Source organism: Pseudomonas sp. F8002, from assembly GCF_013385495.1.
GTDB lineage: Bacteria > Pseudomonadota > Gammaproteobacteria > Pseudomonadales > Pseudomonadaceae > Aquipseudomonas.
In genome coordinates this window covers 236315-261824 of record NZ_JACAPW010000010.1, presented here as the reverse complement: position 1 = coordinate 261824, position 25510 = coordinate 236315, and the positions used below count along the sequence as shown (strand labels likewise).

Here is a 25510-nt window from a genome sequence, read left to right as displayed (position 1 = left end):
TATGCAGTCAGGGGTTTTGTTTATGTAGAAGTCCATGATTTTCACCGGCACGTTGCGAACGCAACGGTCTGGTACACAGAATTTCTTGACGACCATAGAGCATTGGAACCACCTGATCCCATCCCGAACTCAGCAGTGAAACGATGCATCGCCGATGGTAGTGTGGGGTTTCCCCATGTGAGAGTAGGTCATCGTCAAGATTAAATTCCGAAACCCCTGTCTGCTAGCGCAGACAGGGGTTTTGTCGTTTAAGGGCTGGGCAAACAACTAGAACCGGCTCACCCTTTGCGTGCCTTACTGCTTCGCCTGGCCATTAACTTGCGCCACCATATATAGATCCCGGTAGCAGACAACATCGCGATCACAGCTCCCAGCAGCGCAATCAGCACCTGACCCGCCACCCCGATGATCCTGCCCCCATGGATCGGCAGTTGCAGCCGATAAAAGCGCTCTCCCAACGTACCTTGCCCTGCTATTTCCTGCCCCAGTAAACGCCCATCCGTCCCGTGGAAAAACAACCAGGATTTCCCATGGGCCTCGGTATCATGTTGTCCAAAACCCGCCCCATAAAAGTTGTACTCAAAGCTGTAGTAAAGCTCTCCAATCGCCGCCGTCAGTCCCAGCCGCTTGCCTTCCTCCAGCGCCCGCTCATAGGCCTGTTGATAACTCAGTTGTGTCACGCCCAATTGCTCGGCGGGTAACCCGCCACGGGCCTCATAGACGCTAGGCTCAACCGGTGAGAACAGCGAGACAGCAGGCTTGAACACCTGGCTCGGCAAATTCATCGCGACGCTGCTGACTGCAATCGGCAGCAACAACAGCCAAAGCCATAACCCGCCTGCACGATGCAGGTCGAAGTTCAGCCGGTAAGCGTGGCCGCCCTTGATCTTCCACGCCGTGGACCACTTCTTCCAGAACGGTTTACCTCTCGGCAGGGTCAGCCAAAGCGCGATAAAACAATCGAACACCCATGCGATCGCCACCAGTCCCATCAGCCACAAACCCCAATTACCCGGCAGTGTCAGGTTGTAGTGAAATTCCAGAATGAACGGAATGAAGTTCTCGCGCTGAAAGCAGCAAGCCCCCCAAACACGCCGGCCCATTTCTTCGCCGCTGACCGGATCCAGGTAAAAGACCTGGTTGGGCTCCTCAAAGGGTTTGCCCGTCGCCGGATCGTTTCTCGCAACTGCCGCCAGCATCGCGGTATGACCGGCCTCTTGTGGATACTCCATGTACCAGACTTGCAGTTTGGGATGCTGCCCCTGCAACGTGTCCACCAGTTCACCTGGCGGCAATGCCGAACCTTTGGCCGTTGCTCCATAAAAGCCGGGATTGAGCCATTCATCCAACTCATGGTTAAACGCCAGAAGGCTGCCCGTGAGTCCCGCCATCATCAGAAACAACGCCGTTGCCAACCCGATGTAGCGATGAAGTAAAACCAGCAATGCGCGCATAAAAATTTCCTGCAAAGACGACAAAGCCAGCGCCTGGAATCAGGAACTGGCTTTGTATGAATCGAGAGGGATTAGAACTGGTAGCTCACCGTCGCACTGACGTTGCGCTCTTCACCCAGGTAGCAGAAGTTCAAACTGGCACACGACGCCACGTAAGACTCGTTCGTCAGGTTGTTGGCATTCAGGCGTACATCCACACCCTTCAGTCCAACCTTGCCAAGGTCATAACCCATCGAGGCATCAAACAGCGTGTAGGCGGGCACCTTCATGGTGTTCTCCGCATCTGCCCAGCTGTAGCCGACATAACGAACACCACCACCGAGTCGCAGGCCATCCAGTGCGCCGCTATCGAACTTGTAGTCTGCCCATACCGACGCCATATGACGCGGCGCCTGCGTCGGCGAGTTCCCCTTGTTCTCGATCACGTTGTCCGCAGTACTCAGCGTGCTGACCATCGACTTCGAATACTCGATATCGGTGAAGGTATAGCTGCCCAACAATTTGAGATGGTCGGTCAACTGCATATGCGCCTCCAGCTCCAGGCCCTGGGAGCGCACAGCGCCGACAGCGCGATAGAAGTTTTCCTGCGGCAGTTTGGTCGCCAGGTTTTCCTGGTCGATGCGGAACAGCGAGGCCGTGAACAAATTGTCGGTACCCGGCGGCTGATACTTCAAGCCGACTTCCCACTGGGTGCCGTCGGTAGGTGCAAGGGGATTGCCGGCACTGTCCGAATAGGAGTTCGGGTTGAAGGATTCGGAATAGCTGACGTAGGGCGCGAGACCGTTATCAAACAAGTAGAGCGCTCCGGCCCGGCCGGTCAGTTTGGTACGTTTATCACTGATCTCTGTGCCCAGCGGTCGTCCCGCTTCGGCAATGCGATTTTCATCGGAGGTCTCAACCCAGTCCTGACGCAACCCGAGGGAGAACCGCCACTTGTCCATCTCAATCAGGTCTTGCAGGTAAACGCCGGTCTGCTCGAGCCGGCGCAGATAACTGGTTGGGCTGTAATAGCTGATCTCGGAATTGCCATACACCGGGTTGAACGCATTGATTGGCGCAAGAGAGCCGCTGCTCCAGTCCACGACGGTTTTGCGCCGCTGATAGTCCGCCCCCATCAACACCGTATGCTTGGTCGCGCCGGTAAAAAATTCAGCCTGCAGCATGTTGTCGATGATGAACGCATGCAGCTTTTCGTCACCGCCTGAGTAATAGCGATTCAACTCATTACTGGTGGGCGTAGTCCAGCCATAGGCATATACCTGGTCCAGCCGGACCTTGGAGTCCAGATACCGAAAGTTCTGCCGCGCGGTGAAAACATCATTGAAGCGATGCTCGAACTGATAGCCGAACGACTGTTGATCACGCTTGTACCCATCAATGCCCGGCTCGCCTTCGAAGAAGTGGTTGGAGATCCGCTGGCCGTTGCGCTGGTGCAACGCGCCATCTGCCGGCATGCCTCCGTGGTAGCCACCGTCGGGGTCATGCTGCAGGTAAGCCTGGAGTGTGAGGGACGTGTCATCGGTAAAGTCGATGCTCAAGGTGGGTGCCAGCGCGTAGCGTTTTTCCTTGGCATGGTCGAATTGCGTGTCGGACTTGTCTGCAAGCCCGGTCAGTCGGTAAGCAATGCGCTTGTCGTCATCCACCGGGCCGCTGAAGTCGAAACCCATGCCTCGCTGCCCTTGGGAACCTATCGTGGCCTGGACCTGATGGTATGGCTCAAACAATGGCTTCTTGCTGGTCAACGCCACCAGCCCACCCGGCGAGCTGCGCCCGTAGAGCACCGATGACGGTCCTTTGAGGATATCTACGCGCTCGAGGAAATACGGGTCCACCTGCATGGTGCTGTAGGTTCCGCTGTCACCCATGGATTTCAAACCGTCCAGGTAGATGTTATCCACCGAACCGTCGTTGAAACCACGCATCGCCACATAGTCATAGCGGTGAGTGGCGCCATAAGGGTTGGTCAGCACGCCAGGGGTGTAACGCATGGCTTGGGCAACGGTTTGCGAGCCTTGGTCGTCCATCTGCTCGCGGGTCACCACTGAAACCGTCTGAGACGTTTCCAGCAGCGCGGTACTGGTCTTGGTGGCGATCTGGCTGTGGGTCGCGTTGTAGCCTTCCATGCTGCCCAGGGCATTACCCAGGGCGAAGCCTTTGATGTCGGTGGTCGGCAAGGTCAGCGCCTCGCTCTCGGGCTGGACCTGCAACACGAAACTCACGTCGTCCTGGGCCTGCGCCTGCAAGCCTGAGCCGTTGAGCAATTGGCTCAGGCCCTGTTCGGCCGAGTACTCCCCGTGCAGCCCGGGAGACTGTCGGCCCTGAGTCTGCGCAGGCGTGCTGGAAAGGGTGATGCCTGCCTGACGGGCAAACTGATTGAGCACATCGCTCAGCGCGCCTGCCGGGATGTCATAGCGCTGGCTGATACGTTCGACCCCGCTATCAGCCGCGACACCGGCCACTGGCAGCAAGCCGATGCCCATCGTGGTCGACAGCAATGCTGCGCGTACGGCTTTGCCGAGCAAAGGGTAGGAAGAGGGAGAGTTGCTGAAAAAACGCACAGTCATTATCGAGATCCGTAGAGGTCGCTGAAGGCAGATTGAATTGCTTACTGTCTAAGCCGGACTCACGGAAAAAAGCCGCCAAAAATAACTCAGGCACGCCAAAAATAATCAGGCCTGACGCTCCAGGCTCACCCACCAGCGGGTGCGATAGCGCAGGCGCACAGGCAGCGTCTGCGGAAGGATCGCCAATAGTTTCTCGGTGTCCTCCAGGCGAAAAACACCAGACAAGCGCAAATCTGCGATATCGCTCGAGCAGCCCAGATAACCATGGCGATAGCGCCCCACCTCCGCCAGGAAATCGGCAAGACGCATGTTGCGGGTGACGATCAATCCGTCGGCCCAGGCCCCTGTATCCATATCCGAAGGCGGTGCCAGAGCGGCCGCATTCTGACGCACCAGGTAGCTTTCTCCTGCATGCACTTGAGTGAAAAGCCCGTCGGCGGTATGCGGTGAATGAATCGCCACGTTGCCTGACGCGACGCTCAGGCGTGTGCAATCGCTGTCCTGGCGCACCACAAATCGCCCGTCGATACCTTCGAACAAACCATGGCGGGTGCGAACCAGCAGGGGGGCGGTCGCCGCGGCGCCGCAGGTCACCAGGATTTCCCCGCGCACCAATGTGATCAAGCGTTGTTGCGGGTTGAAGTCGAGGTCCACTGCGCTATCGGTATTGAGCTGCAGGCGCGTGCCATCCGGTAGTTGCACGCTACGGCGTTCGCCAGTGGTGGTAGCCAGGTCAGAGGTCCAACGCTGCCAGCCGGTGAGGTCTCGGCTGACCCAGGCCGCCGAACCCATCAACAGCACGCCGGACAATACCTTCAATGCCTGCCGGCGCCCAAGGCGCTGGGCACTGTTCTCCAGCGCCACATGGGCCCCGGGAATCGCCGCCAACTGGCTGCTTAATTCATGCTGCAGTGCCTGCACGCGTTGCCAGGCCAACTCGTGTTCATGATGAGCCTCGCGCCAGTGCTCGCACTGCGCCTTCAGGCGGACATTGGCGCGATTGTTACGCAGGCGCAGCATCCAGCTGATGGCCTGCTTGACCACCTGCGGGTCGATTCCTGCGCGCGCGGTGTTATCCATCGAGGTCATGCCTCATACCGCAGCACATAACAGTGATAAAGCGCCTCGGCGACATAGCGTTCCACCGAACGCAGTGATACACCCATCTGCTGCGCAATCTGCTTGTACGTCAGGCCGTCGCATTGAGCCAGTAGAAACGCCTTGCGTACCTTGGGCTTGAGTCCGTCCAGAAGCCGGGCGATGGACTCCAGCAATTCCAGAATCAACGCACGTTCTTCAGCACTCGGCGCCAAGGCTTCGGGCAAATGCGCGATGGACTCCAGGTAGGCGCGCTCGATTTCTTCGCGACGCCAATGATCGATCACCAGGCCCCGCGCGATAGTGCGCAGGAAAGCGCGAGGGGCCTTGAGTTCGAAACGTTCGGTTTTTTGCAGCAGCCGCACGAACGTGTCCTGGGCCAGGTCCGCCGCATCCGCTGCGTTACCCAGTCGGCTGCGCAGCCAAGTGTTCAGCCAGCCATGATGGTTGCTGTAAAGCGTCTGTACTGCGTACTCGGATGAGGGCATTCACACGGCCTGGCAAAGCGTCACAAATGATAATTAGTCGCATTGTCGACAAGCCTGAAAAATTTTGCAACTCCTGACGTTAGAGCGCTACCACTGGTCGGTTTCTGACATTAAAAGCAGATGCTTCTCACAAATTCCTAAGATTTATCCTGCCTTGGCCGAAAGCCTGACGAGCCATGCGTGCACCGAAATAGAGCAGTCGCAGAGTCTGCCTATACCGTTACATGGAATGTTGCATCCGGCACGCTCACCCCCTTTTGGCAAAAAGAAGTCAATGAAATGAATCTCAAGTTCAGTCATAAAATTCTGTTGGCCGCGTCAGGCGTAGTGGTTCTGGCCTTCGCGTTATTCACGTTCTACAACGACTACTTGCAGCGCAATACCATCCGGCAAAACCTGGAGTCGTCCATTCAGCAATCCGGTGAACTCACCGCCAGCAGCGTGCAGAACTGGCTCAGCGGGCGGGTGCTGGTACTGGAAAGCCTCGCGCAAAACGTGGCCCATCAAGGCAGCTCTGCCGATCTTCCGGGGTTGGTCGACCAGTCGGCATTTACCTCCAACTTCCAGTTCACCTACGTCGGTTCCACCAACGGCGTGTTCACCCAGCGTCCCGACGCCAAAATGCCCGATGGCTACGATCCGCGTCAGCGTCCCTGGTACAAGCAAGCTGTCGCAGCCGACAAGACCATGCTCACACCGCCCTACATGGCTGCGGTAGGCGGGCTGATCGTGACCATCGCGATGCCGGTGAAAAAGGATGGCGAACTGCTTGGCGTGGTCGGCGGTGACCTGAGCCTGCAAACCCTGGTGAAGATCATCAACTCGGTGGATTTCGGCGGCATCGGCCATGCATTCCTGGTCAGCGGTGATGGTCAGGTGATCGTCAGCCCGGACCAGGACCAGGTGATGAAGAACCTCAAGGACATCTATCCCGGCACCAACGTGCGCATCGAGAAGCTCAGCCAGGAAGTGGTCTTGAATGGCCAGGAACGGATTTTGTCCTTCACCCCGATCAGCGGGTTGCCGAATGCCGACTGGTACATCGGCCTGTCGATCGACAAAGACAAAGCCTACGCACCGCTGGGTAAGTTCCGTACCTCGGCATTGATCGCCATGTTCATTGCGGTTGCCGCCATTGCCGTGTTCCTGAGCGTCCTGATCCAGGTCTTGATGCGCCCGCTGACCACCATGGGCCGCGCCATGCAGGACATCGCCCAGGGCGAGGGTGACCTGACCCGCCGCCTGACAGTGGAAAGCAAGGACGAGTTCGGTGACTTGGGCAGTGCCTTCAACCAATTCGTCGAGCGTATTCACGCGTCGATTTCCGAAGTTTCCTCGGCGACGCGCCAGGTGCACGACCTGTCCCAGCGAGTAATGGCCTCGTCCAATGCGTCGATCATCGGTTCCGACGAACAAAGCGCGCGCACCAACAGTGTGGCCGCAGCGATCAACGAACTGGGGGCCGCCACGCAGGAAATCGCGCGCAACGCCGCTGATGCTTCGCAACACGCCAGCGGTGCCAGTGAGCAGGCCGATGATGGGCGCAAGGTCGTTGAGAAAACCATCCTGGCGATGTCGGAGCTTTCGCAAAAAATCAGCCTGTCCTGCACGCAGATTGAAACCCTGAACGCCAGCACCGACAACATCGGCCACATCCTGGACGTGATCAAGGGCATCTCCCAGCAAACCAACCTGTTGGCCCTCAACGCCGCGATTGAAGCGGCACGTGCCGGTGAGGCCGGGCGTGGGTTTGCCGTGGTGGCGGATGAAGTACGCAACCTGGCGCACCGCACTCAGGAGTCGGCAGAAGAGATCCACAAAATGATCACCTCGCTGCAGATTGGCTCGCGTGAGGCCGTGACCACGATGAACGCCAGCCAGACCTCGAGCGAAGAAAGCGTCGAGGTCGCCAACCAGGCCGGTGAACGCCTGGTCAGCGTGACGCAGCGGATCGTCGAGATCGACGGGATGAACCAGTCGGTAGCGGCCGCCACCGAGGAACAGACCGCCGTGGTGGAAACTCTCAACGTCGACATCAACCAGATCAACCTGCTGAACCAGCAGGGCGTGGCCAACCTCAACGAAACCTTGAAGGATTGCGACGCCTTGTCTCAACAGGCCAACCGCCTGAAGCAGTTGGTCGACAGTTTCAAAATCTGATCGATGAGCACACAGGAGCGAGCCTGCTCGCTCCTGTCTCCTTTAGCCAAACATCGCTCGCACATTCGCCAGCGCACCGTCGGCGAATGCCTGCACAAACGGCTCAAATCCCTCCATGCCAGGTTCAACCGGCTCGGCGATGATCGTCCAGGTCACCCGTGAGGATCCTGCTCCCAACGGTTCGACATCCATGGCGGCCCACAACCGTGCTACGCCCAAGGTGTTGTAGATCGTGGTCCAGGTCATGCGCATGGCCTGCTCGTCGCGGCTGTTGAGTTGCTCCACCACCAGGTGTCCATCGTGGAAGAACTTCTTGCGCAGCGATCCCGCGCCCGCACCAGTGATTTCGATGTGGGACAAGGCGGGGATGAATCTTTCAAATCCGCCAAAGTCGCCGACCACCGCCCACGCACTGGCGGCATCGCAGGCAACCACAACTGAGGACACCACAGGTTTGGCGCAAGGGTTGCGAATCAACGTATCGGGTTTCATAAGGTCTTCCTTCAATTGAGAGCCTGGTCACAGGAAACCGGTGCTGCGCAGGTACTCGCAGCCCTTGCGTAACAGCGCCGGATTTTTTTCGGGGTAGCGTCCGCCCATCTGCTCGACGCCGCGTCGTGCGTTGTCATGGCGGATCATCGAGGTATCGCCGATGTCCTCGCCCACCCCGTTGAGGTAGAAGCCCAGTACGCCGAACAGCGCATTGCGGCTGTCCACTGTGTGCAGGTGACGTTGCCAGTGAGCCACGCTCACCAGCTCGAATGCGTGGCCTGCCTGGCGAAAGGCGTCGACGTAGGTTTCCCAGCTCAGGGGCTGCGGGTTATGCAGGTTGAACACCGTCCCTCCAGCACGGCAGCGGCTGCTGTGGAACGCAATAAACCGGGCGAGAAAGTCCACCGGCATCAGGTCGAAATTCAACTCAAGGTGCGGCACCAGGCCCAGTTGGAGTGAACCTTTGAGCATCAACATCAGGCGATTCTTCTGTGGCTCGCAGACTCCGCTGCGGCTGTTGAAGCTGATGTTCCCCGGGCGATGGATATTGACCCAGGCACCTTGCGCTGCGGCGCGTCCCAGCAAGCGTTCGGCAACCCATTTGGACAGGTTGTAGCCATTCTGGATGTAGAGCGGCGGGGTGGCCGCGGCGGGGTTTTCGAGTACCTGGCCATGTGCGTCGATAGTGCTGGCGGCCGACAGCGTCGAGATAAAATTGAAGACCTTCTTGCACCGGGTTTCACACAGGCGCAGGCATTCCAGCACCGGTTCGACGTTGTCCTTGGCCAGGGTGGCGTAATCCATCACATGATTGACGTGGGCGGCGTTGTGCACCAACACGCCGAACTCCCCGGCGAGGTAGTCATACACCTCACTCGACAGGCCAAGACGCGGCTGGCTGATGTCGGCGGCATACACCTGCACCCGGCTCAGGTCCAGGTGTTCCAGACGGTACTCTCGCAGGGCCTCGGCAAACCTCGCGGTCGCCGAATGTCCGGGCCGTTCGCGCACCAGGCAGGCCACTTCAAGTGCACCCTCGGCCAACAGTGCCTCGACGATATGCACCCCGAGAAAACTGTTGGCCCCGGTCACGATCACCCGGCGACGTTCGCCCGCCTGTTCAGCCGGCAATGCCTGCACATGCAGCTCACGCAGCGCATCCCGGGTAGCCTGGCCGGTCGGTGCTTCGGGTGGTGCGTCGTCCCCCATCAGCGTAGCGAGGGTACGAACCGTGGGGGTTTCAAAAAACCGGCTTAGGGAGAGGCTGCGCCCGAACTGCTCGCGGATACGCAGCAGCATCGTCGACAGCAGGATGGAATGGCCGCCAAGATTGAAGAAGCTCTCGTCGGCCGACAGCTGCGTGACCGGCATACCCAGCAACTCGCTCCACAGGTTGAGCAACTGCACTTGCATGGGCGTGTGCGGTTCGCCGTGAATGATGGCCGGCAGCGTTGGAGTCGGTAACGCCAGCAATGCCTGGCGGTCGACCTTTCCGTTGGGGGTGCACGGCATGCTCGCAAGTTCCGTGCACAGGGTTGGCCGCAAATAGTCCGGCAGTGTTTGCCGGGCATGCTGCGTCAGTGCAGGCAGGGCGTCTTGTGTTTCGGGCTGAGCAACAAAAGCCAGGATTCGCCGCTCACGGTCAATCACCACCGCCACTTGGCGAAACAGCTGACTGCTGCGCAGGCAATGTTCGATCTCTTGCGGTTCGACCCGGAACCCACGGATCTTCACCTGCTGATCCCGGCGCCCGACCAACTCGATGCCGGCAGCGGTCCACTTCGCCAGGTCGCCTGTGCGGTAGGCCCGCAAGGTCTGCCCGTCGGGCAACTCCAGGGGGACGAAATGCTCGGCGGTCTGACGCGGCTGGTTGAGGTAACCCAGGCTGACGCCGGGACCGGCGATGTACAGTTCGCCCAACACCTGCTCATCCACCGGTTGCAGGTGCTCGTCGAGGATCAGTACCTGGCTGTTGGCGATGGGCGTGCCGAGGTTGCGATTGCTGTCGCTCGGCTGCAACGTGTGGCTGGTCACCAGCACGGTGGCTTCGGTGGGCCCGTAGAAATTGTGCAGGCGGCACTGGCCTGCCAACTGCTCGATGACATAGGGCTCGCACACGTCGCCTCCGGTCATCAGGTGCGCCAGGCCCAGGGGTTGATCCAGCGGCAGGATGCTCAGCAGCGCCGGCGGCAGGAAGGCGTGGGTAACGCGCTGTTGTCGGATCAACTCCACCAGTTGCTGCGGGTCGCGTCGCTGGTCCTCACTGGGCACGATCAGCTCGGCGCCCGCGATCAGGCTCGGGAAGATATCGATCAGGGACGAGTCAAAACTCAAGGGCGAAAACTGCAAGACCCGGCTGTGTTCGCTCAGCTGCACATGACCCCTGAACCAGGCGCTGAAATGGGCCAGGTTGTGCTGGCTGAGCAGCACGCCCTTGGGTTGGCCGGTAGTGCCCGAGGTGTGGAGCACCATGCAAGGGTCGTCCATGGCGGGGCACTGGCGCATTGGCAGCGAGGTGTCGGGAGTGTCGACGGCACTCACATCCAATGCACAAAACCCGTCCCGCAGTGGATGCTTGCCATCATCCAGCAGCACCGAGACGCCGGCGTTTTCCAGCATCGCTTGCTGGCGTTGCAGCGGGTGGCCCGGCTCCAGGGGCAGGTACACCGCACCGCAGGCGAGTACCGCGAGAATGCTGGCGTACAGCTCCAGGGATTTGTCCAGGCAGACGCCGATTACCGGCGGCGTATCGTGGGGCCCAAGCAGAGGTCGCAGACGGTGCTGGATAGCCAGGCTCTGGCGATGCAACTGTCGGTAAGTCAGCCCGCTGCCGGCAATGTTCAACGCTGGCCGGTCGGCGAAGGTTTGCAGACTGTTTTCCAATCGTTCGATCAGGGGTACCAGGGCTTGCTGCTGCAGAACCAAATCGGCCGTCAGGTTAAAACGATGCAGGTACGCCAGGGATGCAAGCGCTTGCAGGCCGTGTTCCGGATCATCAGAGGCGACGGCCGCCTGCGAGAAATAGCCCGGGTCCCGGGAGAACCCACTCACCTGTTGGGCTACCCACTCCACCAGGCTGCTTACTGCGTGTTGACGCAGCCGTTGACCATTGCCACAGGCTTCTCCGGCAACCTCCAGGGTTGTCAGGAGTCGCCGTGAGTGGGCGTAACACCTGAGCTGCAGGGCCGGCAATCCACAGTCGGTCAACGCTCCCATACCCACGCGCAGGCTCATCAAGGCTGTGCACGTCACGCCGGGCGGAACCTCCTCGCTACCGTCATCAATCAGCAGGTCTAGGTGGGTGACATCCTGTGCTCGCAGCACCCCATGACCGTATTGCGCCAATGTCTCACCCAGTTCATTCAGCGCCGCGCTGAAGCCCGCCAGCCCAATCTTCAGGTGCCTCATGGGTGCCCTCCTGGCGCCGCAAGAAAGGCATCCAGCGCCAGAACCACACTCGGCGTTTGCAGCAGGCCGCTGTGGTTCAGGAAGCCCATGATATTGCCGATCAACGGGTGCTGGCGGGTAATGGGAAAGCCCATCGCCTGCACTTCAGTGCGCAGCGCAGAGCGCGTGCCGTCACTGACATCCAGGTGCTCGATCAAGTGCAGGTCGAAGTTTTTCTGCAGGTCGTGGGTCAGGTAATGCTGGAGAAAAACCGGCAGGATCCGGGCGATACAGTCGCGGTCCGCGGCGTCTGCAGACTGCCAATAAATACGCACCAGGCGCGTCCAGAAAAGCGCGTGGCGGCCCTCGTCAAACAAGTGGTCGGCCATCAACCCACGGATGGACTGCTTGACACTGTCGTCCTTGGAAAACGCTGCCACGTCATGGGTCACGGTGTTCTCGGCGATGGCCACGGCAATCAGTTCCACGGCATCGCGCAGGTGTTCGGGCGCCAGCGCCAGTGCGGCAGGCAAGGCGCGGCTCAGCTCGATTTGCGCGGGTAGTTCAAGGGGTGGGATCCCGGTCATCTCGATGGTCTGTTGCATGAAATCGAGGGCGACGAGGGCGTGGTAATCCTCGTCCACCACCACGGTCATGGCGTCGTAGCGACAGGCAAGCGGGAAGGGCACCGAAAAGCGATTCTTGGCGATGCTGCGTGCGGTCTTGTCGACGATCTCGGTTTCAAAGATCACCACGTCGTTGATGAACTTGTAGAACGTCTGCAGCAAGACAAAATCACGGCACTGCGGGCATCGGTCGATAAAGGTTGCGCTCAGCACCAGGGGCTGTCGGCTCAGGGGGTAGATCAGTTTCTGATCGTTTTCCAGCAGCCGCCGCGGGCGTGTGCGGATGGTCGCGCGGCGCTCCCAGTCGTCGGCAAATGAGCGGTAGTCGGCAGGGTTCATGCGCTCATCTCCGGCAGGCACCTATGCAACCCATCCCATAAGGCCAGGCGGCTTTCCACGGCGCCGAGGGCGCAACTGTCGGCTTGCTGCTCGCGGCTTGGGTCGCCGAGGGTAAGGCGTTGCAGCAATTGCGTTGCCGCCGGGCCATGCTCCTGGGCGTCGATCTCCATGTGGCGCTTGAGGTAGTAGCAGAAGGTGGGCGCCTGGCGATGGAGCACCTCGCACTCCTCCAGGATGCGCTTGAACATCGCCGGGATGACGCTCTCGCGCCCGTGGAGAAACGCAGCCGCCACGCAGTGCGTCGGTGCGTCCAGGGCAACCTGCAGGGTACTTCTGACGAACCGGGCCACGGACGGGTGGATATCGATTTTTTGCAGGGCCGTTTCTGCATCGTTGCCGTCACGCTGCAGGCTGACGAACCGCTCGATGTTCGCCGTGCTCGCGCCGACTTCACGCATGGCTTCCAGGTACAACTCGAAGTGGCTGCCGTGCCCATGGCCGGGATACGCGTCCGACTCTTCGCCCAATACGATCTCATTGATCAGGCGAGCCGCTTGCGGGTCCGTTGGCGGTAACCAGGGCAGGCGCATACCGGTGAGGTCATGTTGCAGGCGTTTGGTGAGTGTCATGAAGTCCCACACGGCGAATACGTGGTTTTCCATAAAGTACTGCAACTTTGGAAGGGTATTTATATGTTTGAATATTGGATGGATATGTAACTTCTGCTTTTTTTGTTTAAGCAGGTGTGAGTGCTGGAACATGTTGATGCCTATAAGTCGTTGTCTCTTCCCTGATAAAAGCGTTGTGCTTTAGCGACAAATAAACATTGGTTTTCACGGATGCGCGGTTGCCTTGATAACAGGCAGCCCTGTACGAGGCTGACACTGTTACTGGCAAGCAGCATGCTGTGACAAAATACCAAGGCTTTATTTAAAGGAACGCCACGCGCAGTGACGCACCGAGCATGGATTCACGCTGTCGATTGGGAGAATTGGAGTGTTGGTAATAATCTGATTAAGTATTCAGGTGTTTTTAGTTTTATAAGTTTTTCGAGTTGGAATAGTGCGGTAGTTGGATCGCTCTGCGGAGTGTGTGAAGTTTTCTTTGGGCTTAATGGTTTAACGGGATAATGGTGGTGCGCTGGCCTCCGTCGGCCAGCGTCACTTTGCAGCGCTTTGTGGTCGAGGGAGGCGTTTCAGTTCCACGCGGAATTTACAGCGCAGCGTTCTGTTCAGTCTCTTCAAGACTTTTGAGGTAACCCGTAATCACCTCCATGCCGCGGGTAAGGTGGTTACGCAGGGTCAGGATGCTTTCGTCGACCTTCTTTTGCGCCACGAGGTCGAGCAGTTCGCGGTGATCTTCCTGGGACGTCTTGCCCAGGCCCATGGCCTCGAGGTTGAAGCGCAGGAAACGTTCCTCTTCGTTCAAGCCGTGTTCAACCAGCTTGAGCAACCGCTGATTGCCCGCCTTGCCATATAGCGCCATGTGGAACAGGCGGTTGAGGCGGCCGATTTCGGTGTAGTCGCTTTCCCGTTCCAGCGCGTCGATAAAGGCGCCGGCCTGGGCGATGTCATCGGGCGTGAGCAGGGGAATCGACAAGCGCAGCGCTTCGGATTCCAGGAGTATGCGCAGGGCGTAGGTTTCCGCCGAGTGGTCCTCGATCAGTGGCGCCACCACCGCGCCTTTGTGGGTGACCACATGCAGCAGTGATTGGGCTTCCAGTTGACGCAATGCCTCGCGCACCGGCATCCGGCTGACCCCGAACAAGCTGGCCAGCTCCTGTTGACGCATGGCGGTGCCACAGGGCAAGCGGCCATCCAGGATGGCGTTGCGCAATGTTTCTTCAATCACGGAGCGGGCGAGATGGGCGGGGATAGGCCCGCTGATCTGGATGCTGCTCAAAGGGTTCGGCTTCTGCGTCACGACTACGCTATCCTCCTTTTCAAGGTGAGGTGGCTAATTGGATCCAATGCACACTAGAGATTGTCCACAAGCTTGTCAAACGGGCAAGGTTTCGGCTTGTAAGCGACTCAACAGCGTGTTCTTCGGGCCCACAGCTCCCATTTGTCAGGTCTTACAGGCTAAAGGTCCGTCGTGCACATTTTATTCCCGGGAGTCGGGCCAACAGCGGTATTGCTGCATATCGATATTCACTAACGGTATTTAAAATGCGGTTCTTATGACTATAAAGTCACTCTCCTGACTGCACGGGAGTGAACTCATGTCTGCCACCTCTACTGTTCCAACAGCGACCGACACCACACAAACCTTCGAGATCCGTCCATTTCCCGGCAGCGTCGGCGCCGAAATCATAGGCCTGGACCTGGCCCGCCCGGTCAGCGACCAGGACTTCGCACGCATTCACCGCGCGCATCTGGACCATCACGTCGTGGTCTTCCGCGACCAACGTATCACCCCCGAGCAACAGATCGCCTTCAGCCGCCGTTTCGGCGTGCTGCAAATCCATGTGCTCAAACAATTCCTGCTGGCCAACCACCCGGAAATCCTGATCGTCTCCAACATCATCGAAAACGGCCAATCCATCGGCCTGGGAGACGCCGGCAAGTTCTGGCACTCGGACCTCTCCTATAAGGAGCTGCCGAGCCTGGGCTCGATGCTCCATGCCCAGGAGCTGCCGTCCGAGGGTGGCGACACATTGTTCGCCGACATGCATAAAGCCTGGGACAACCTGCCCGAGTCCCTGCGCAAGGCCGTTGAAGGCCGCAGCGCCGCGCATTCCTACACCGCACGCTACAGCGAAACCAAATTCGAAGGCAATTGGCGCCCGACCCTCACGCCCGAGCAACTCGCTCAAGTGGCGGAAGTGGTACACCCGATTGTGCGCACCCACCCGGAAAACGGCCGCAAGGCGCTGTTTGTCAGCGAGGGCTTCACCACCCGCATCGTCGGCCTGCCTGAGGATGAAAGCCGCGACCTGCTTGCCCAGCTGTACGCCCACAGCGTGCTGCCGGAAAACATCTACCGCCATCAGTGGCAGCCCCACGACATGGTGTTCTGGGACAACCGCTCGCTGATCCACCTGGCGGCCGGCTGCCCCAGCCACCTGCGGCGCAAGCTGTACCGCACCACCATCCAGGGCGACGCGCCTTTCTGACCCGGAGCATGACCATGTCCAAGAAAACCCCATTTGCGCGCCTGGCCGCGACGGTTGGCCTGGGCGTCAGCCTGCTGGCCGGCAGTCTTGTGGCGCCTGCCGCCGCCCAGGCCGAAGGCGAGATTCGCATCGCCGAGCAGTTTGGCATCGTCTACCTGTTGCTCAACGTGGTGCGCGACCAAAACCTGATCGAAAAATACGGCAAGCAGGAAGGCATCGACATCAAGGTCGACTGGACGCAACTGTCCGGCGGCGCAGCCGTCAATGATGCGCTGCTCTCCGGTTCCATCGACATCGCCGGGGCCGGCGTTGGCCCGCTGCTGACTATCTGGGACCGCACCCACGGCAAGCAGAACGTGAAAGCCGTTGCCTCCCTGGGCAACTTCCCCTACTACCTGGTGAGCAACAATCCCAAGGTCAAGACCATTGCCGACTTCACCGAAAAAGACCGCATTGCCGTACCGGCAGTGGGCGTTTCCGTGCAGTCGCGTTTCCTGCAATACGCTGCCGCCAAGCAATGGGGCGACAAGGAATTCAATCGCCTCGACAAGTACACTGTTGCCGTCCCGCACCCGGATGCCACGGCTGCGCTGATTGCCGGTGGCACCGAGCTGACCGGGCACTTCTCCAACCCGCCGTTCCAGGAGCAGGCCCTGACCAACCCGAACGTGCATGTGGTGCTCAACTCCTATGACATCCTCGGGCCTAACTCGCCGACCGTGCTGTTCGCCACCGAGAAATTCCGCAACGACAACCCGAAAACCTACAAGGCGTTCGTCGAGGCACTGACCGAAGCGGCGCAGTTCGCCCAGAACGACAAAGGTGCCGCCGCCGATACCTACATCCGCGTGACCAAGGCCAAGATCGACCGCGCCGAGCTGCTGAAAATCATCGAAAACCCGCAGTTCGAATTCAGCGTCACACCGAAAAACACCTACCCGCTGGCGGAATTCCTCTACCGCGTCGGCGCGATCAAAAACAAACCCGAATCGTGGAAGGATTACTTCTTCCAGGACGCCAAGCCGCTGCAAGGGAGCTGACATGAACGCGCCCTTGCAAGGCCACACGGCCAGCAACCCGACCACCACCGAAGCACTGCTTTCGGTGGATAAAGTCAGCCTTGAATACCGCACGCCCGAACGGGTGGTGCGGGCCACTCACCAGGTCAGCTTCGCGATCGATCCGGCAGACCGCTTTGTATTGCTGGGGCCTTCGGGCTGCGGCAAATCCACGCTGCTGAAATCCATCGCCGGCTTTATCAAGCCGTGTGAGGGCGAGATCCGTCTGCTCGGGCAAAAAGTCGAGCAGCCAGGGCCGGACCGTATCGTGGTGTTCCAGGAGTTCGACCAACTGCCGCCGTGGAAAACCGTCAAGCAGAACGTCATGTTCCCGCTGCTGGCGTCCAAAACCCTCAAGCGTCGCGAGGCCGAAGAGCGGGCGCTGTACTACCTGGAAAAGGTCGGCCTTACGGCCTTTGCCGATGCCTACCCGCACACCCTGTCCGGCGGCATGAAGGCCCGCGTGGCAATCGCCCGGGCGTTGGCCATGCAGCCGAAAATCCTGCTGATGGACGAACCCTTCGCCGCCCTCGACGCCCTGACCCGGCGCAAGATGCAGGAAGAACTATTGCTGCTCTGGGAAGAGGTGCGTTTCACCCTGCTGTTCGTCACCCACTCCATCGAGGAAGCGCTGGTGGTGGGCAACCGCATCCTGTTGCTGTCGCCGCACCCGGGGCGGGTGCGGGCGGAAATCCACAGCCATCAATACGACCTGCACAGCCTCGGCGGTGTGGAGTTCCAGGCTTCGGCGCGGCGCATTCATCGGCTGTTGTTTGATGAAGCGCCCGAGGTGGAAACCGAACTGGGTTTCGCCGATATCCGCATCGCTTATTGAAGGGTTTGCACCATGCGCCAGGAATATGAAATCACTCTCGAACCGTTGCCCGGTGTTCGCGTAGAGCGCGAGTTGCCGTGGCGCCAGCGCCTGTGGCAACAAGGCTGGCTGCGTAAAAGCCTGATCCTGATCGTGCTCGCGATCCTCTGGGAAGCGGCTGCCCGTTATCAGAACAATGACTTGCTGCTGCCGAGCTTCCTGCAGACACTGAGCGCGTTCTACGACGGCATGGTCAGTGGCGAGTTGTTGAGCAAGGTCAGCATCTCGCTGGTGGTGCTGATCAAGGGTTACCTGATCGGCATTGTGCTGGCGTTTGCCCTGACCACGCTTGCGGTGTCGACCCAACTGGGGCGTGACCTGCTGAGCACCCTGACCTCGATGTTCAACCCGTTGCCGGCGATTGCCCTGCTGCCGCTGGCGCTGTTGTGGTTTGGCCTGGGGCAGAACAGCCTGATCTTCGTGCTGGTGCATTCAGTGTTGTGGGCGCTGGCGCTCAACACCTATTCAGGCTTCCTCGGCGTCTCCGAAACCTTGCGCATGGCCGGTCGAAATTATGGCCTCAAGGGTATGCGCTTCGTGTTGTTCATCCTGATCCCGGCTGCGCTGCCGTCGATTCTCGCAGGGCTGAAAATCGGCTGGGCGTTCGCCTGGCGCACGTTGATCGCTGCCGAACTGGTGTTCGGTGCTACCAGCGGCAAAGGCGGTTTGGGTTGGTACATCTTCCAGAACCGCAACGAGCTGTACACCGACAAAGTGTTTGCCGGCCTGGCGGTGGTGATCCTGATCGGGTTGTTGGTGGAGAACCTGGTGTTCGACACCCTGGAGCGGGTCACCGTGAAGCGCTGGGGCATGCAGCGCTGACTGAAACACCAACCCCAACTGAAACACCAACCCCAACTGAAACACCAACCCTGTGGCGAGGGAGCTTGCTCCCGCTGGGCCGCGAAGCGGCCCCAATAACATCACCGCGCTCTTTCAGAAAAGTCTCGATTGCAAATTTTGGGGCTGCTTCGCAGCCCAGCAGGAGCAAGCTCCCTCACCACAGTCTGCTACGATTGCGCCAAGTTCACTCATAACCCATCACGAGTGCTTGGCATGCAATTACCGGACATGAACCTGCTGGTCGCCCTCGACGCCTTGCTCGACGAGGGCAGTGTGGTAGGCGCCGCGCGGCGGATGAACCTGAGCCCGGCCGCCATGAGTCGCACCCTCACGCGTATCCGCGAAGCAGTGGGCGATCCGATCCTGGTGCGCGCCGGTCGCGGCCTGGTACCGACGCCCAAGGCCCTGGAGCTACAGGGCCAGGTGCGCAGCGTGGTGGAGCAGGCGGCGCTGCTGTTCCGCTCGGCGGACGAAGTGGACCTGCGCACCCTGCGCCGGCGCTTCAGCGTGCGGGCCAATGACTTTTTTGTCGGAGTGTATGGCGGTCGGCTGTTCGACACCATGGAACGCATGGCACCGCTGTGCGAACTGCGCTTCGTGCCGGAAGGCGACACCGATGACGAGGCCCTGCGTGAAGGCCGTCTCGACCTGCGGGTGGGCAACACCATGCCGATCACCCCGGAAGTGAAGGTGCAGAACCTGTTCACCACCACCTTCGTCGGCCTGGCACGGGAAGGGCACCCGTTGTTCGATGGAGAAATCACCGCCGAACGGTTTGCCAGCTATTCCCATATCAGCATCTCCCGCCGCGGCATTGCCCGGGGGCCCATCGACACCGCCCTGAACGCCCAGGGGCTGGAACGCCGAGTCGCGATGATCGCCCCGGGGTTTCACGGCGCGATGTTCATGCTGCCGGACTCCGACCTGATCCTGCCGGTGCCCAAGGAAGCGCTCTACAGCGCCAATCGCCTGAAGCTGCCGTTGCGAGCCTTCACCCTGCCAATTTCCCTGCCGACCCTGGTGCTGACCCAAGCCTGGCACCCGCGTTTCGACAAGGACCCGGCCCATAGATGGCTGCGCGAGACCATGCGTGAATGCTGCGAGGCGACGTGGAAGGAAGCGCAGCCCACGTGAGTCGCAAGTGAGCTCGGTCAATGTGGGAGCTGGCTTGCCTGCGATGCGGGCGACACGGTTTTTCAGGAATAGCGAGGTGATGCAATCGCGGGCAAGCCCGGCTCCCACAGAGATCGCCTACATTTTGATCATTGCGTCTGGTGCACTTATAAGCTTCCGATAAGTCACTTTTTGTCATGTCTAAGCCTTATTAAACTGCTCGGGTATTTCCTATTCCGAGTTGTAGTTCATGACGTCCCTCGCTGCTCCCGCACCCCTGGCCGCAGCCAAGCCGACCGCCATTACCCCGCCCGTTTTCGGCCCGCGCATCATCATCGGCCTGGTGGGCGTATTGCTTGCGGTACTGGTGTCCGGCCTCAACGAGATGGTGACCAAAGTCGCTCTCGCCGATATTCGTGGTGCGATGTACATCGGCTTCGACGAAGGCACCTGGCTGGTGGCTGCCTACACCGCCACCTCTGTCTCGGCGATGGCCTTTGCACCCTGGTGTTCGGTGACGTTCTCTCTGCGCCGTTTCACCCTCTGCGCCATCGGCCTGTTCACCGTGCTTGGCGTGCTGTGCCCGTTCGCACCGAACTACGAAAGCCTGCTGATCCTGCGCACCGTGCAAGGCCTGGCCGGTGGCGCCTTGCCGCCGATGCTGATGACCGTGGCCCTGCGGTTCCTGCCGGCCAACGTCAAGCTGTACGGCCTGGCCGGCTATGCCCTCACGGCCACTTTCGGCCCCAGCCTCGGCACACCGCTGGCGGCCATGTGGACCGAATACGTCGGCTGGCAATGGGCGTTCTGGCAGATTGTCGGGCCGTGCCTGCTGGCCATGGCGGCCGTGGCCTACGGCTTGCCCCAGGACCCGCTGCGCCTGGAGCGCTTCAAGCAGTTCAACTGGCGCGGCTTGCTGTTGGGCTTCCCGGCGATCTGCATGCTGGTGATCGGCCTGTTGCAGGGCAATCGGCTGGACTGGTTCGAGTCGCCGCTGATTACCTCATTGTTGATCGGCGGCCTGGTGTTGCTGGTGCTGTTCATGATCAACGAGTGGTCGCACCCGATGCCGTTTTTCAAGTTGCAGATGCTTGGGCTACGCAATCTGTCGTTCGCGCTGATTGTGCTCGCCGGGGTGCTGATCGTGCTGCTGGCGGTGACGATCATTCCGTCCAGCTACCTGGCCCAGGTGCAAGGCTACCGCCCGCTGCAAACTGCACCGGTGATGCTGATCATGGCGCTGCCGCAGTTGATCGCACTGCCGTTGGTGGCGGCGTTGTGCAACTTGCGCTGGGTCGATTGCCGCTGGGTATTAGGCATTGGCTTGAGCATGTTGATCCTGTCCTGCGTGGGCGGGGCGCAACTCACGTCGGCATGGATTCGCGATGATTTCTACGTGCTGCAACTGCTGCAAATCTTCGGGCAACCGATGGCGGTGTTGCCGCTGCTGATGCTCTCCACCGGCAGCATCACGCCCCAGGACGGGCCTTTCGCCTCGGCGTGGTTCAACACCGTGAAAGGCCTGGCTGCCGTGGTCGCCACCGGCGTGCTCGATGCCCTGACCACACACCGCCTGCATTTCCACTCGACCATGCTGGTAGACAGCCTGGGCAACTCGCCCCTGGCCGACAGCGATGCCGCCGGCCTTGCCCATCGGCTGCACGAGCAGGCCGTGGTGCTCACCTCTTCGGATCTCTACTACGTCATGGCCGGTGTCGCGGCGGCGTTGATCCTGCTGATTTTCTGGATGCCGACGCGGATTTATCCGCCCCGCGCGCCGACTTGATTGCTCACTGAGCCAAAGGGATTGTTATGAAACGCAAAGACAAAATCGCTGTAACCGTCATCACCGTGTTTGCCGTCGGTGTGCTGGTTTACCTGCTGGCGCCGGGTGTGTTCGGCAGCAAACGCCAGAGCACCAACGACGCCTTCGTCGCCGCTGACTACACCCTGGTGGCGCCGCGTGTGGCCGGCTTCATCAAGGAAGTGCTGGTGGAAGACAACCAGCGGGTCAAGGCCGGGCAGTTGCTGGCGCTGATCGATGACCGTGACTTCCGCGCCGCTGCCCAGGCGGCCGATGCCGATACGCTGGTGGCCCAGGCGCAGCTGAAAAATGCCACGGCAACCCTGGAGCGCCAAAGCTCGGTGATCGCCCAGGCCCAGGCGACTGTGGCGGCGGATCGCGCCGAAGTGGCGTTTGCCGAACACGAACTGAACCGCTACAACCACCTCGCGGGTGTAGGCGCCGGCACCGTACAGAACGCCCAGCAAGCCAAGACGCGTATTGACCAGGCCACCGCACGCCTGGCGAATGCCACGGCGGTGCTGGCCGCTGAACGCAAGCAGGTGGAAATCCTCAGCGCCCAGCGTGATGCGGCAGAGGGCGGCCTGAAACGTGCCCAGGCCGCACTGGAAATGGCCAGCTATCAGCTGTCGTACACCCGCATCGTCGCGCCGGTGGACGGCATGGTCGGCGAGCGCGCGGTGCGGGTCGGCGCCTATGTGACGCCGGGCAGCAAGATCCTCGCCGTGGTACCGCTGGCCGAGGCCTACGTGGTGGCCAATTTCCAGGAGACCCAGTTATCCCACATGCACGCTGGCCAAACGGTGGACGTGAAGGTCGACAGCCTCGACGGCGAAGTGCTCAAGGGCCACCTCGAAAGCCTGGCGCCAGCTACCGGCGTGACATTTGCCTCGGTCAAACCCGACAACGCCACCGGCAACTTCACCAAGGTGGTGCAGCGTATTCCGGTAAAAATCATCCTGGAGCCCGGCCAGGCGTTGACCGAGCGCCTGCGGGTCGGCATGTCGGTGGAAGCCAGCGTCGACACCCACGCCGCCGCCCAGCAACGTGAGGTGGCGCAGCAATGAGACGCCTTGCCTGGTTAACCTTGAGCCTGCTCACCCTGAGTGCCTGCACCGTCGGCCCGGACTTCCAGCGCCCGCTGAATCCCGTCGGCCAATGGACCGAGCCCCATGGCCGACAAGCCGCCAGCCACGCGGTCAACGACCCGCTGGAAGAGCGCTGGTGGGAAGTGTTCCACGACGCGCAGCTCACCGCGCTTACCCATCGCGCGCTCACCGATAACCTTGACCTGAAACTCGCCAGCAGCCGCCTGCAACAAAGCCGCGCGGCGCGCCAGGTGATCACCGCCGAGCGCTACCCGACCGTCAACGCCACCGGCGATTACCTGCGTCAGCGCAACAGCGCCGATGGCTTGAGCGATGCCTCGGGCAAGAACGGCCGCTCGGCGTTTAACCAGTGGGACATGGGTTTCTCCGCCGCCTGGGAACTGGACTTCTGGGGCCGGGTAAAACGCGAAACCGAAGCCGCCGACGCCACCCTGCAAGTCGCCGAAAACGACCGCCGCGCGGTGCTGTTGTCGGTGCTGGCGGAAACCGCCCAAGACTACATCCAGCTGCGCGGCGTGCAAAACACCCGCGCCGTCACCGAGCAAAACCTCGAGGTGGCGCGCCACAGCCTGAAGCTCTCGCAACTGCGCCTGGCCGACGGTGTCGCCACTGACCTGGACGTAGCCGAAGCCGCTGCTCAAGTGGCCGCCATCGAGGCGCGCCTGCCGGATTTGCAGCAACGCCAGGACCAGTTGATCAACGCCCTGAGCCTGCTGATGGGCGAGCCGCCACAAGCCTTGTACGCCGAACTGTCCAAGGACGCTGCGGTGCCGCAAACCCAACGCCAGGTCGCCATCGGCCTGCCGTCGCAACTGGCCGAGCGCCGCCCGGATATCCGCCAGGCCGAAGCTCGCTTGCATGCGGCCACCGCCTCCATTGGTGTGGCCAAGGGCGACTTCTACCCGCGCATCACCCTGTCTGGCAGCGTGGGCTCCCAGGCGTTGCAACTGGCGGATTTCGGCTCGTGGAGTTCGCGTGCATTCGCCTTCGGCCCGCAACTGAGCTTGCCGATTTTCAACGGTGGCCGGTTGCAAGGCATGCTCGATCTGCGCGAAGCCCAGCAACAGGAGGCGGCCCTGGCCTACCAGCAGACCGTGCTGCGGGCCTGGCATGAAATCGACGATCAACTGACCCGCTACAACGCCAGCCAGCTGCGGCGCGACAGCCTCGCCGAAGCCGTGCGGCAGAACCAGATCGCCCTTGCCACGGCGCAGCATCAATACGTCGAAGGCGTGGTGGATTTCGTCAACGTACTGACCGTGCAAAGTGCGTTGCTGGCGACCCAGGAGCAGTGGGTGGAAAGCTCCACCGGCGTGTCCCTGGCCATGGTCGGGTTGTACAAGGCATTGGGCGGGGGCTGGGAATCGGTGTACCCGTTGCAGACCGCCGGACGCTGAATGACAAAGAACTTTGCCAGCCGTGCAACATGGTGTAATGATAATTGCTCTCAATAACGTATCCGAGCTTTTCATGGACACCGCGACTGACGGCCGGCAACAGCTTCATCTCCTGTATCGCGACCATCATGGCTGGCTGCAAGGCTGGCTGCGCAAACGCCTGGGGGATCGCGAACACGCCGCCGATGTGGCGCAGGACACCTTCCTGCGCTTACTGGTATCGGGGCGCTTTCCCGGTGACAAGGAAAGCCGCAGCTACCTGACGCAGATCGCCCGCAACCTGGTGATTGATCAATGGCGACGCCTGCGCATCGAGCGTGCCTACCTGGAAAGCATTGCCCACCTGCCGGAGCCCGAATCCCCGTCCCTGGAAACCCGCGCACTGATCCTCGAAACCCTGATGCAGATCGACGCCATGCTCGACCGCATGCCCGACAACGTGCGCCGCGCGTTCCTGTTGTCGCAGTTCGAAGGGCTGAGCTACGCACAGATCGCCGAGCGCCTGGAGGTGACCGTCAGCTCGGTGCAGAAGTACATGACCCGGGCGATTCTCGCCTGCTACCAGGTCGTCTACGAAGAATGAGAACCCGGCACGAAGCGCCGATTGCCCCGGCCATTGTCGAGCAGGCCAGCGAGTGGTTGATGCTGCAATGGGGCGGCGAGATGGACGGCGATCAGCGCCAGGCCTTCGCGCGCTGGCAGGAGGCCGATCCGGAACACCGGCGCGCCTGGAAGCGCTTGCAGCAGTTACAGCAAACCCTCGGCGGTGTGCCTGTCGACAGTGCCCGTGCGGTGTTACGCGATACACCGGACACCCAACGCCGCGCCGCCTTGAAACTGCTCGGGCTGTTGCTGGTGGCCGGTGGCAGCGGCTATCTGGTGCAAAGCAGCCAGCCCTGGCAGGCGGCGTTTGCCGAATACCGCACCGCCACCGGCGAGATTCGTCACCTGACCTTGAGCGATGGCACGCGCCTGGACCTCAACAGCAACAGCGCGGTCGACTTGCGCTTCAGCGCCAGTGAGCGGCGTATCCGCCTGATACGCGGCGAGATCCTGTTGACCAGTGGCCACGACCCGTCCCGGCCATTGATCGTCGAAACCCCGGCCGGAGATGTGCAGGCCCTGGGCACCCGGTTTGCCGTGCGTGAAGTGGACGATGGCAGCCGCGTCGACCTGTATGAAGGACGTGTGCAGGTACGTCCGGTGCGCGGTGCGGCGGTGCAGATGAATGCCGGGGACAGCCTGTGGTTCAGCGCCAGCCGGACTTCGACGCTGGTGCCGGTGGATGCCAATGCCAGCAGTTGGACCGAGAACCGCTTGATCGCCGAGCGCCAGCCGCTGGGGCAGTTCGTTGCCGAGTTGAGCCGTTATCGCCCGGGGCTGTTGCGCTGCGATGCGGCAGTGGCCGGCTTACTGTTGACCGGCGTGTTTCCGCTGAATGACACCGACGCAATTCTCCACGCGCTTGAGCGTTCGTTGCCGGTACAGGTACAGGCGGTGACGCGCTATTGGGTCACGATCAAGGCGCGGGGCTAAAAAATTTTTTGCCTGCGGCTTGTCGGTTTTCCAACCCCGTCCGGGATACCTCT

General features: G+C 60.7%; 20 protein-coding genes and 1 rRNA gene. 12 read left to right on the top strand and 9 right to left on the bottom strand.

The features are described 5' to 3' along the window. The first annotated feature begins 84 nt into the window (after positions 1-84). Positions 85-200 (top strand): 5S ribosomal RNA (rrf, locus tag HX811_RS09395). A 78-nt stretch (positions 201-278) separates the two neighbouring features. On the opposite strand, the gene HX811_RS09390 is transcribed toward rrf, so the two are convergent. From HX811_RS09390 to HX811_RS09375, 4 genes are all read right to left on the bottom strand, one after another. Continuing rightward, positions 279-1454, bottom strand: a complete 1176-nt coding sequence (locus tag HX811_RS09390) for a PepSY domain-containing protein (protein ID WP_177022646.1) — start codon at positions 1452-1454, stop codon at positions 279-281. Positions 1455-1525: 71 nt separating this feature from the next. Then, positions 1526-4018, bottom strand: coding sequence for a TonB-dependent siderophore receptor (locus tag HX811_RS09385; RefSeq protein ID WP_008433611.1), 2493 nt, complete (start codon positions 4016-4018; stop codon positions 1526-1528). A 105-nt stretch (positions 4019-4123) separates the two neighbouring features. Next, complete coding sequence (locus HX811_RS09380; protein WP_003218246.1) at positions 4124-5107, bottom strand: FecR domain-containing protein; 984 nt, start codon at positions 5105-5107, stop codon at positions 4124-4126. Beyond that, positions 5104-5604 (bottom strand): sigma-70 family RNA polymerase sigma factor, encoded by a 501-nt coding sequence (locus HX811_RS09375; RefSeq protein WP_008433614.1) that lies wholly within the window; start codon positions 5602-5604, stop codon positions 5104-5106. Before HX811_RS09375 ends, HX811_RS09380 begins: the two co-directional genes overlap by 4 nt. A gap of 279 nt (positions 5605-5883) precedes the next feature. Between HX811_RS09375 and HX811_RS09370 the strand changes: the two genes are divergently transcribed. Next, positions 5884-7764, top strand: coding sequence for a methyl-accepting chemotaxis protein (locus tag HX811_RS09370; RefSeq protein WP_177045672.1), 1881 nt, complete (start codon positions 5884-5886; stop codon positions 7762-7764). A gap of 42 nt (positions 7765-7806) precedes the next feature. Here the strand turns inward: HX811_RS09370 and HX811_RS09365 are convergent, their stop codons facing one another. From HX811_RS09365 to HX811_RS09345, 5 genes are all read right to left on the bottom strand, one after another. Next, on the bottom strand, positions 7807-8256 hold the full coding sequence (locus HX811_RS09365; RefSeq protein WP_177045671.1) for an SRPBCC family protein: 450 nt from the start codon (positions 8254-8256) through the stop codon (positions 7807-7809). 27 nt (positions 8257-8283) lie between these two features. Then, positions 8284-11664 (bottom strand): amino acid adenylation domain-containing protein, encoded by a 3381-nt coding sequence (locus HX811_RS09360; protein ID WP_177045670.1) that lies wholly within the window; start codon positions 11662-11664, stop codon positions 8284-8286. After that, positions 11661-12608, bottom strand: coding sequence for a diiron oxygenase (locus HX811_RS09355; RefSeq protein WP_177045669.1), 948 nt, complete (start codon positions 12606-12608; stop codon positions 11661-11663). Before HX811_RS09355 ends, HX811_RS09360 begins: the two co-directional genes overlap by 4 nt. Continuing rightward, the gene (locus tag HX811_RS09350) at positions 12605-13369 is read right to left on the bottom strand and encodes a DUF3050 domain-containing protein (protein WP_134325511.1); all 765 of its coding nucleotides are present in this window, start codon (positions 13367-13369) and stop codon (positions 12605-12607) included. Before HX811_RS09350 ends, HX811_RS09355 begins: the two co-directional genes overlap by 4 nt. A 451-nt stretch (positions 13370-13820) precedes the next feature. Beyond that, positions 13821-14531 (bottom strand): GntR family transcriptional regulator, encoded by a 711-nt coding sequence (locus HX811_RS09345; protein WP_134325512.1) that lies wholly within the window; start codon positions 14529-14531, stop codon positions 13821-13823. A gap of 298 nt (positions 14532-14829) precedes the next feature. Here HX811_RS09345 and HX811_RS09340 point away from each other — a divergent pair, with 298 nt between their 5' ends. The 10 genes from HX811_RS09340 to HX811_RS09295 all read left to right on the top strand — a co-directional run bounded on the left by HX811_RS09340 (position 14830) and on the right by HX811_RS09295 (position 25457). Then, positions 14830-15723, top strand: coding sequence for a TauD/TfdA family dioxygenase (locus tag HX811_RS09340; protein ID WP_003218232.1), 894 nt, complete (start codon positions 14830-14832; stop codon positions 15721-15723). A 14-nt stretch (positions 15724-15737) separates the two neighbouring features. Beyond that, positions 15738-16763 carry an ABC transporter substrate-binding protein gene (locus tag HX811_RS09335; protein WP_003218229.1) on the top strand — a complete coding sequence of 342 codons (1026 nt, stop codon included), beginning with the start codon at positions 15738-15740 and terminating at the stop codon, positions 16761-16763. 1 nt (position 16764) lies between these two features. Beyond that, entirely contained in the window at positions 16765-17616 is an 852-nt protein-coding gene (locus tag HX811_RS09330; RefSeq protein WP_008433632.1) for an ABC transporter ATP-binding protein, read from the top strand. Between the two features lie 12 nt (positions 17617-17628). Continuing rightward, positions 17629-18477 (top strand): ABC transporter permease, encoded by an 849-nt coding sequence (locus HX811_RS09325; protein ID WP_177045667.1) that lies wholly within the window; start codon positions 17629-17631, stop codon positions 18475-18477. Between the two features lie 234 nt (positions 18478-18711). Continuing rightward, complete coding sequence (locus tag HX811_RS09320) at positions 18712-19632, top strand: LysR family transcriptional regulator (RefSeq protein ID WP_003218223.1); 921 nt, start codon at positions 18712-18714, stop codon at positions 19630-19632. Between the two features lie 229 nt (positions 19633-19861). After that, positions 19862-21397 carry an MFS transporter gene (locus tag HX811_RS09315; protein ID WP_102367852.1) on the top strand — a complete coding sequence of 512 codons (1536 nt, stop codon included), beginning with the start codon at positions 19862-19864 and terminating at the stop codon, positions 21395-21397. 26 nt (positions 21398-21423) lie between these two features. Then, a complete protein-coding gene (locus HX811_RS09310; protein ID WP_003218219.1) occupies positions 21424-22482 on the top strand; it encodes an HlyD family secretion protein in 1059 nt (352 codons plus the stop codon). Further along, positions 22479-23921 (top strand): efflux transporter outer membrane subunit, encoded by a 1443-nt coding sequence (locus tag HX811_RS09305; protein WP_177009328.1) that lies wholly within the window; start codon positions 22479-22481, stop codon positions 23919-23921. The genes HX811_RS09310 and HX811_RS09305 overlap by 4 nt, the downstream gene beginning before the upstream one ends. A gap of 73 nt (positions 23922-23994) precedes the next feature. Further along, positions 23995-24504: a sigma-70 family RNA polymerase sigma factor gene (locus HX811_RS09300; RefSeq protein WP_008433639.1), complete on the top strand. Its 510-nt coding sequence runs from the start codon at positions 23995-23997 to the stop codon at positions 24502-24504. After that, on the top strand, positions 24501-25457 hold the full coding sequence (locus HX811_RS09295) for a FecR domain-containing protein (RefSeq protein ID WP_008433641.1): 957 nt from the start codon (positions 24501-24503) through the stop codon (positions 25455-25457). Before HX811_RS09300 ends, HX811_RS09295 begins: the two co-directional genes overlap by 4 nt. Positions 25458-25510: the final 53 nt, after the last annotated feature.

Coding starts and splice junctions, on each gene's coding strand:
- HX811_RS09390 (WP_177022646.1), bottom strand. CDS start 1,454: ATGCGCGCATTGCTGGTTTTACTTCATCGCTACATCGGGTTGGCAACG.
- HX811_RS09385 (WP_008433611.1), bottom strand. CDS start 4,018: ATGACTGTGCGTTTTTTCAGCAACTCTCCCTCTTCCTACCCTTTGCTC.
- HX811_RS09380 (WP_003218246.1), bottom strand. CDS start 5,107: ATGACCTCGATGGATAACACCGCGCGCGCAGGAATCGACCCGCAGGTG.
- HX811_RS09375 (WP_008433614.1), bottom strand. CDS start 5,604: ATGCCCTCATCCGAGTACGCAGTACAGACGCTTTACAGCAACCATCAT.
- HX811_RS09370 (WP_177045672.1), top strand. CDS start 5,884: ATGAATCTCAAGTTCAGTCATAAAATTCTGTTGGCCGCGTCAGGCGTA.
- HX811_RS09365 (WP_177045671.1), bottom strand. CDS start 8,256: ATGAAACCCGATACGTTGATTCGCAACCCTTGCGCCAAACCTGTGGTG.
- HX811_RS09360 (WP_177045670.1), bottom strand. CDS start 11,664: ATGAGGCACCTGAAGATTGGGCTGGCGGGCTTCAGCGCGGCGCTGAAT.
- HX811_RS09355 (WP_177045669.1), bottom strand. CDS start 12,608: ATGAACCCTGCCGACTACCGCTCATTTGCCGACGACTGGGAGCGCCGC.
- HX811_RS09350 (WP_134325511.1), bottom strand. CDS start 13,369: ATGTTCCAGCACTCACACCTGCTTAAACAAAAAAAGCAGAAGTTACAT.
- HX811_RS09340 (WP_003218232.1), top strand. CDS start 14,830: ATGTCTGCCACCTCTACTGTTCCAACAGCGACCGACACCACACAAACC.
- HX811_RS09335 (WP_003218229.1), top strand. CDS start 15,738: ATGTCCAAGAAAACCCCATTTGCGCGCCTGGCCGCGACGGTTGGCCTG.
- HX811_RS09330 (WP_008433632.1), top strand. CDS start 16,765: ATGAACGCGCCCTTGCAAGGCCACACGGCCAGCAACCCGACCACCACC.
- HX811_RS09325 (WP_177045667.1), top strand. CDS start 17,629: ATGCGCCAGGAATATGAAATCACTCTCGAACCGTTGCCCGGTGTTCGC.
- HX811_RS09320 (WP_003218223.1), top strand. CDS start 18,712: ATGCAATTACCGGACATGAACCTGCTGGTCGCCCTCGACGCCTTGCTC.
- HX811_RS09315 (WP_102367852.1), top strand. CDS start 19,862: ATGACGTCCCTCGCTGCTCCCGCACCCCTGGCCGCAGCCAAGCCGACC.
- HX811_RS09310 (WP_003218219.1), top strand. CDS start 21,424: ATGAAACGCAAAGACAAAATCGCTGTAACCGTCATCACCGTGTTTGCC.
- HX811_RS09305 (WP_177009328.1), top strand. CDS start 22,479: ATGAGACGCCTTGCCTGGTTAACCTTGAGCCTGCTCACCCTGAGTGCC.
- HX811_RS09300 (WP_008433639.1), top strand. CDS start 23,995: ATGGACACCGCGACTGACGGCCGGCAACAGCTTCATCTCCTGTATCGC.
- HX811_RS09295 (WP_008433641.1), top strand. CDS start 24,501: ATGAGAACCCGGCACGAAGCGCCGATTGCCCCGGCCATTGTCGAGCAG.